This window comes from Kitasatospora sp. NPDC041988, from assembly GCF_055588525.1.
Genome location: NZ_JBVJCO010000053.1, coordinates 58,235 through 64,980, shown reverse-complemented (window position 1 = coordinate 64,980; position 6,746 = coordinate 58,235). Strand labels below are relative to the sequence as shown.

Here is a 6,746-nt window from a genome sequence, read left to right as displayed (position 1 = left end):
GGCTTCTCCCCCCCCCCCCCCTCTTGACCCCCACGGCACCCCCCCCCCCCCCCGGGTTCCTCCCCTCTTGGGGGGCACCCCCCCCCCCGTGGTCCGCCACCCCCCCCCCCGCCGCTCGCCGTTCACCGGACGGAAGGCGCGGTCGCAGCCGTCGCAGGAGGCCGGCGCCGCCGAGGCCGGCGTACTCGGCTCGGCCTCGGCGGGCATCTTCTCCTTCAGCCGCCAACGCACGATTGCGGCAGGCGACTTGACGGGACTCGGCAGCCCGGAGGTGAGCGCCGACCGAAGCGCCGCCGTACTCACGCCCCTGGCCAGCCATTCGGCGGCGAGCGGGGCGAGCTTCCGCACCTCGCGCGCCGCCAGCATCAGCCGCGGATCAAACTTCTGCAGCTCCAGCAGAACTCGACTTTCGACGTTCTGGCAGGGTTGCGAGGTTCTCTCCGTCGGGTGGGCTCTGCTCCCGGTGGATGCGGCGGTGTGATCGAATCGTAGGTATGACAACCGAGTTGATCCCCGTCGCCGGCGGAGGCCACATCTGGGCCGAGAAGGCCGGGACTGGCCCCCCGCTCGTCCTGCTCCACGGATCGGTCCACGACAGCCGCCTGTGGAGCCGTGTCTTCGCCGCGCTGGCACGGCACCACACCGTGGTTCGTTACGACGCCAGGGGTCACGGATGCTCGACGCCTCCGACCGCGCCGTTCCGCTATGAAGACGACCTGCTGGCGGTCCTGGACCGATTCGGCTTCGAGGCCGCGGGTCTCGTTGGCTTGAGCATGGGAGGCGAGGTCGCGCTCGACTTCACCCTGGAACACCCCGAGCGGGTCCGGTCGCTGACGCTGATCGCGGCGTCTGCCGGCGGGCACGAGTGGCCCCAGAGCCCTGAGATGGATGCGTACGTCGCGGCGCGTCGTGGATCGGACGGCCGCCGCATCGCCGAGCTGGAGCTCACGCTCTGGGCGAGCCTGGGCGACCGGGCCCCAGGTTTCGAGGTCATCGAGCCCATGGTGCGGGAGAACGCCGAAGCCGGAGCCGCCGCCGAGAAGGGACACGCGCTCGACCCGGCCGAGGGCGCTGTCGACCGTCTGGACCGGATCGAGGTTCCGACGATGGTCGTCGTCGGCGATCACGACCACCCAGAGATCGGCGTCATCGCCGGGCGTCTCGCCGACGGCATCCCCGGCGCGCGGCTGGAGGTGGTCGCCGATGCCGATCACTACCTGCCACTGCGGACTCCCGGGCGACTTCTCGAACTCCTCCTCGGTTTCAACGGTTCCGTTGATCGTCGTGGGGGGCGCTCGGACAGGTGATGGGGGACTGATCTGGCGGCACGGGGCCGGGCGGCGGAGAAGCATCGGCGGTGCTTGCGTCACCTGCTGTGAGGGGACCCGCCGGTGCTTCCGGACTCGACCGTACCCGCTTCGCTGTTGGCGATGCTGACGTTCCTGCGGGGCTGTTTCACCACGCCGACCTTCACCACCTTCTCGGCAGCGACCGCTACGGTTCGAGCACGAGCGTCCCTGCCTTGATACCCGTGCGCCACGAGCCCGGCCACCGTACCGGCACCATCGGCCGGTGGGCCGGCGGGCAGTACTTTGGTTCCCTTACCGGTACCGAAGGGGAGCGGTTTTGCGCGGTGTTGCATGAGTTCGACGATTGCGGTCGCCATATCCGCTCACGCGTCCACTTCACTGATGACGCGGCTGATGCCGTCGCCGAGGCGGAGGACCAGCTGGCCGTGTGGCTGGACGAGCTGCCAGGCCTGACCTGTGAGGACATCGCGATATCGCCGTTCTCGGTGACGTTCGAGGGTGTCCTGTTCGGCCTCGTTCTCGAGTCGCACGGCGACTACCTGCAAGGGTGGGAGCAGGATGACTGGGCCGAGCTCTACCCCGAGCAGCTCGGGTTCTCCAGCCCCTGGGACGGCCTTGACGACACGTGAGGGCTTCACGTCGGTCACCTGTGCTGCCACGCTCGTCGTCCCGCGCCGTGTCGTCGAGTTCCTCGCCCGAAACCTGGCGCCATCCATTGCCGGCGGATCGGCCGAAGATCCTTCGGCATGACGTAGGCGAGCACGATCACGACAAGGCCGTGAGCAAGGTCCACAGCGGCGAATCCTCCCTGCTGGGAGGCCAGGCGTGCAGTGCGGAAAAAGGGCTCGCCGAATAGCTCATTCCGTGGAAACATGCCCCATATGGGGACGATTCTGCACGGCACCCACGTCACGCTCCGACCGGCCGCCGACGACGATATTCCGGCCCTCGTGGCGATCCGCTCCACGCCCGAGGTCTACGTCCGCTGGCGCGGTGGTGGCGACCTCGCCGACGCCGTCGCCACCGACCTCAAGGAGCCCGGCACCGAGACCCTGGTGATCACGGTGGGCGGGCAGGTGGTCGGCGCGATCCAGTGGTACGCCGAGAACGACGACGAGTACCGGCATGCCGGCATCGATATCTATCTCGACCCGGCCCGCCACGGCCAGGGCCTCGGCACCGACGCCGTCCGCACCCTGGCCCGCCACCTCGTCGCCGACCACCACTACCACCGGCTGATCATCGACCCGGCCGCCGACAACGCGGCGGCGATCCGCTGCTACGAGAAGGTGGGATTCCGCCCGGTGGGGACGATGCGCCAGTACGAACGCGGGCCGGACGGGACGTGGCACGACAATCTGCTGATGGACCTGCTCGCCGACGAACTCGTATAACGGGCAAGCCTTTTCGCCATTCGGCTGCCTTCTGCTCGGCGACCGGAAGAACCACCGTCCCCACCGCGCCGGCAATCATGAGCAGCGTCACCCCGGCCGACTGCTCCAGCAACGGTATGGCGACAACGGCGGCCAGCCCGGTGGCCGAGGCGGCGGACAGGGCGACCGCCGCCAACAGCGTTCCTCTCCCGGGTTGTTCACGCGTCACGTGAGGTGGGTGGGGTTGGCGCGCGAGTCCCGGTTGCGGGCAGCGACGCGCTCGCTGAGGCTCCCGCGCCCGGTGACCGGTGTGATGTGCTCGGGCGCCGCCGTCCACTCCCGGCCGCCCTGCTCGGGGCGGAGGTACACCTCGCCGTGCTGGATGTCCATGAAGACGCCGACGCAGTTCGTGCGCTCGTCGCGCACCAACTCGCCGACCCGCGGCCGGTACACGGGTCGCATCGTGGGAATGTCCACATGCCGCACCTGCGCGCCGGCGGGAAGCGGTGAGTCCACGAACCGGTGGAGGGCTTCCGGGCGGCCGCCGCAGTCGTCGGGGCACTGGCACGGGGGAGAGAGCTGATTACTCATCATGGCCGATTTCTCCATTGCGCGGTGAGCTGTCGGTCACCATGTGTACCGTTGCGATTGCGCCGCGTTCCACGCTTTGGCGGTGGCAGGCGTTGACTTCGAGATGCGTCAACACGTAGGGGCACGATCATGGCCGCCGCAGACGAGTTGGACCCGACCTCCTCCGTACTCGCGTTCTACGCGACGGACCTCAGGCGGAAGCGCGATGAGGCGGGCATCATCCAGCGGACGCTGGCGAAGCAGTGGCACATGGCACCCTCGCTGTTGAACAAGATCGAGGCGGCGAAGCGGATGCCGAACCTCGAAATGTCGCTGTCAGCAGATGAGTTGTTCGGCACAGGTGATCACTTTCAGCGACTCTTCAAGCTGGTGGTGAAGTACGCGTACCCGTCGTGGTTCCGCCCGTACGTCGAGCTGGAGGAGGCTGCGACCTTCATCCGGACGTTCGAGAACCAGCTCGTTCCCGGGCTTCTGCAAACCGAGGGCTATGCCCGAGCGATCCTCAACGCCGGGCGCCTCAGCCGCGATCGGGTCGAAGAACTGATCGTCGCTCGACTGGAACGGCAGCGCATTCTCGCTCGCGAGGCACCGCCCAAGATGTGGGTCGTGCTGGATGAGAACGTGTTGCGGCGCCACCCTGGCAGTCCTGCGGTCATGCGGGCTCAGTTCGAGCGGCTGGTTGCGGCTGCCGACGACCCCGGGACGGTCATCCAGGTGATCCCGTACTCTGCGGGCGCCCACGCCGCCATGGCAGGACCGTTCACCACCTTGGTCCTGGATGAGGGGCCGAACGTGCTCTATGTCGACGGCTTCGTTCAGGGGCAGATCATCGCTGATCCAGACGACATCAAGGCTGCTTGGCGCGCCTATGATCTCCTCATGGCCGCCGCGTTGTCGCCCGACGCCTCGGTCGACCTGATCGCCTCTGCCGCAAAGGAACTGAGCTGATGACCGGCACCGCGAAGACCCTGACGTGGCGCAAGAGTTCCTACAGCAGCGACAACGGCGGCAACTGCATCGAGGTCGCCGTCGGCCGGCCCGCCACCGTTCCGGTTCGCGACTCGAAGGACCCTCGCGGCCCCGTCCTCACCTTCGCTCCCGACGCCTGGCAGTCCTTCGTCACCGCCGCCGCCCGGGGCGAATTCGAGCAGCGCTGACCTGCCGAGCCCGACCGGGTGCGGGACTCGTGATCGCCCAGCCGTCACCGCTATGACCAGGCAACACGGATCTCCTTCCGAGTCATGCGGACGTCGACGAGATCGAACCCGTCCTGGTCGCACACGACATGCTGGACGTCGCCCAGGGCCGAGCTGCGAAGGAACCCGGCCCACCCCTGCGTGGTCGCCTGCCGAAGCAGCCATTCGACAACCTCCATCGTCACCCCGAACTCGTCCTCATGGATGGAGGTCCGGACGGTCAGGGCCCACGGCACGCTGCCGTCCGCACTCGGCCGCTCCCAAGCACGCACCAGCAGGGAGATGTTGGCACCGTCGAACGAGTGACTCGCCGAACCATCGGCGAAGACCTGCCACGGATGGCCCCAGGACTCCCAGTCGGCTGACTCCAACACCGCCGGTATCTCTGCCTGGCCCAAGAGCCACCTCAGCTCCTGAAGCGCCGACTCGGACAGGTCTGGTGGCAGGTCCACTGCCAGGAACAGGTCGTAGTGGTCACTCATGCAGCGGACTCTAGCCTCCGTGGCCGACAGCGGCTCGTGACCTCGGCAGGGGCGCCGGCTTCGGGCTCGTGGAGTAGCCGATCGGGTCGAGCCGGAGCTTCTCGTCGCACGGATGGCACGCCGGCGAATCCTGATGCGAGATGAGCCGCGCAAGATCCGGGTGGTTCTGGACGGGGAGGTGCTGCGTCACTCGGCAGCCGAGGTGGTGATCGGGCAGTCGTCGAGGCCGAGCGGGTAGGCCCATGATCTGGCCGTGGCGGATCAGTCAGCCCATGCATTCCAAGTGGATTGGCCGATGGAGCTTCACTTTCCATGCCTCGGTGGTAATTGACTCAAGATCACTTCGGTTAGAGTTACTGGCGGGTAGTCAGCCACGGCTGAGCCCGTACCATCCATCTTCGAAGGAGAACCATGCTTCGACGCCTTTCGATCGCCGCCCTGGCCGCCGCCATCGCCAGCGGCGCACTGCTCGCCCTCGCCCCCGTGCAGAGCGCGTCCGCCGGGACCATCACCTGCAATGTCGACTCGCTGCGGGATCAGGCCTACCAGCTCCGCAGGCAGGGCCAGTACGCCCAGGCGAACGCCCTCGAAGCGCGGGCCCAGGCCTGCGAGGACGCCGACCGGAACAACCGCCCGTGGGGCTGACGCCTACCCGGCGCTGACACCTCCCGGCCGCTTCCCGATGTGAGCGACGCGGTTCGCGAGCTGATCGCACGCTGAGACGGTGCGAGGGTGGCGGGGCCCTCGGGTTCCCCGAGGCCCCCGCTGAGCCGTCGGCTCCGGCATGGCCTCGGCCCGGCTCCTGGGGAGGAGCCGGGCCGAGGCGTTGAGGGAAGGGGGCGGTCGGGGCGGTCAGGAGACGAGCTTGATGACCGCCTCGGCCGCGGCCTTGCCGGCCGCGGCGACGATCGCCTTCACGAGGTCGCCGAGGGCTCCCGTGACGCCGGCCGCGAGGGTGTCCGTCCCGTCCAGGGTGGCCTTGAAGGTGCCGTTGAGGATGCCGTCCCACTTCTCGGTGATCTGCGGGTTGTTGCCGGTGAACGTGAAGTCGTCGTTGCGGTCCGGGGTGCCGAAGGGCAGGCCGGCGATGGTTCCTTCGGTGTGACCGGAGTGCTGGAAGGTGAACACGGTTCCGTCCGGCGTCATGACGGCGGCGGTGATCGTGTAGTCGATGTTGTCGAAGCCGCTGTCGTGGGCGTGCGTGCTGAACGAGAAGAAGCCGTCCTGCCGCATCACGACGTGCGCCGAGCCGCCGATGGCGATGTCGGTGGTGACGTCCTGGTCGAAGTTCTTGCTCGACGTGTCGTACCAGAAGCGGTCCTGGACGGAGGCGTCCCCGCCGACGAACCAGACCTCCATGCTGCCGGGGATGCGGGAGACGGCGGCGACACCACTGGTGATGGTGGCGCTTCCGGGGGGCGAGAGTTCGAAGGCCTGCCAGTTGCCGCCTTCGTACCAGAAGTGGTCCTGGACGGAGCCGTTCGGGCCGACGTACCAGACCTCCATGCTGCCGGGGATGCGGGAGACGGCGGCGATTCCGGTGTGGGTGGAGGCGCTGCCGGGGGGCGCCAGTTCGAAGGCCGCCCAGGCGTGGCCTTCGTACCAGAAGCGGTCCTGGACGGAGCCGTTCGGGCCGACGTACCAGACCTCCATGCTGCCCGGGATCCGGGAGACGGCGGCGATTCCGCCGGTGATGGAGGCGCTGCCGGCGGGGGAGAGTTCGAAGGCCTGCCAGTTGCTGCCCTCGTACCAGTAGCGGTCCTGGACGGAGCCGTTCGGGCCGACGTACCAGAC

At 68.3% G+C, this 6,746-nt stretch carries 9 protein-coding genes; 6 read left to right on the top strand and 3 right to left on the bottom strand.

Annotated elements, in window-relative coordinates:
* Positions 1–494: 494 nt before the first annotated feature.
* The 3 genes from ACZ6NC_RS35710 to ACZ6NC_RS35700 all read left to right on the top strand — a co-directional run bounded on the left by ACZ6NC_RS35710 (position 495) and on the right by ACZ6NC_RS35700 (position 2,704).
* Positions 495–1,307 carry an alpha/beta fold hydrolase gene (locus ACZ6NC_RS35710; RefSeq protein WP_465738035.1) on the top strand — a complete coding sequence of 271 codons (813 nt, stop codon included), beginning with the start codon at positions 495–497 and terminating at the stop codon, positions 1,305–1,307.
* 224 nt (positions 1,308–1,531) lie between these two features.
* Positions 1,532–1,939, top strand: coding sequence for a hypothetical protein (locus ACZ6NC_RS35705; RefSeq protein WP_465738034.1), 408 nt, complete (start codon positions 1,532–1,534; stop codon positions 1,937–1,939).
* A gap of 252 nt (positions 1,940–2,191) precedes the next feature.
* Positions 2,192–2,704: a GNAT family N-acetyltransferase gene (locus ACZ6NC_RS35700; protein ID WP_465738033.1), complete on the top strand. Its 513-nt coding sequence runs from the start codon at positions 2,192–2,194 to the stop codon at positions 2,702–2,704.
* A gap of 204 nt (positions 2,705–2,908) precedes the next feature.
* On the opposite strand, the gene ACZ6NC_RS35695 is transcribed toward ACZ6NC_RS35700, so the two are convergent.
* Positions 2,909–3,145, bottom strand: coding sequence for a hypothetical protein (locus tag ACZ6NC_RS35695; RefSeq protein ID WP_465738032.1), 237 nt, complete (start codon positions 3,143–3,145; stop codon positions 2,909–2,911).
* Positions 3,146–3,403: 258 nt separating this feature from the next.
* On the opposite strand from ACZ6NC_RS35695, the gene ACZ6NC_RS35690 reads away from it, so the two are divergent.
* The gene (locus ACZ6NC_RS35690) at positions 3,404–4,222 is read left to right on the top strand and encodes a helix-turn-helix domain-containing protein (RefSeq protein WP_465738031.1); all 819 of its coding nucleotides are present in this window, start codon (positions 3,404–3,406) and stop codon (positions 4,220–4,222) included.
* Positions 4,222–4,431, top strand: coding sequence for a DUF397 domain-containing protein (locus tag ACZ6NC_RS35685; RefSeq protein ID WP_465738030.1), 210 nt, complete (start codon positions 4,222–4,224; stop codon positions 4,429–4,431). The genes ACZ6NC_RS35690 and ACZ6NC_RS35685 overlap by 1 nt, the downstream gene beginning before the upstream one ends.
* A gap of 50 nt (positions 4,432–4,481) precedes the next feature.
* On the opposite strand, the gene ACZ6NC_RS35680 is transcribed toward ACZ6NC_RS35685, so the two are convergent.
* Positions 4,482–4,952: a hypothetical protein gene (locus ACZ6NC_RS35680; protein ID WP_465738029.1), complete on the bottom strand. Its 471-nt coding sequence runs from the start codon at positions 4,950–4,952 to the stop codon at positions 4,482–4,484.
* A gap of 411 nt (positions 4,953–5,363) precedes the next feature.
* Between ACZ6NC_RS35680 and ACZ6NC_RS35675 the strand changes: the two genes are divergently transcribed.
* Positions 5,364–5,597, top strand: coding sequence for a hypothetical protein (locus ACZ6NC_RS35675; protein ID WP_465738028.1), 234 nt, complete (start codon positions 5,364–5,366; stop codon positions 5,595–5,597).
* 207 nt (positions 5,598–5,804) lie between these two features.
* On the opposite strand, the gene ACZ6NC_RS35670 is transcribed toward ACZ6NC_RS35675, so the two are convergent.
* Positions 5,805–6,746: PLL family lectin (locus tag ACZ6NC_RS35670; protein WP_465738027.1), on the bottom strand; the 942-nt coding region annotated here is incomplete at its 5' end.